Here is a 206-nt window from a genome sequence, read left to right on the forward strand (position 1 = left end):
CTAACCCTTGTTTCGTTTCAGGATTAAATGTTGGCCGTTGAGACATGGCAACAATTTCGCCTGTTTTTGCTTCCATTAACATGGCAGTCATAGAAACTGGTTCATATTTTTCATTAACTTGCGTCATTAAATCTTCTAAGGTATTTTGCAAGCGACTATCTAGCGTCGTGTAAATATCTTGACCATCCACTGCTTTTTTCTCTTCC

1 protein-coding gene is annotated in these 206 nt (G+C 38.3%); it reads right to left on the reverse strand.

Annotation, left to right across the window (positions count from 1 at the left end; genetic code table 11):
* On the reverse strand, nt 1–190 hold a 190-nt coding region (locus tag LI112_RS18125), incomplete at its 3' end, for a penicillin-binding transpeptidase domain-containing protein (protein WP_255647183.1).
* Between the last annotated feature and the right edge of the window lie 16 nt (nt 191–206).

The sequence above is a fragment of the Blautia sp. 210820-DFI.6.14 genome, assembly GCF_020558815.1.
Lineage (GTDB): Bacteria > Bacillota > Clostridia > Lachnospirales > Lachnospiraceae > Blautia_A > Blautia_A obeum.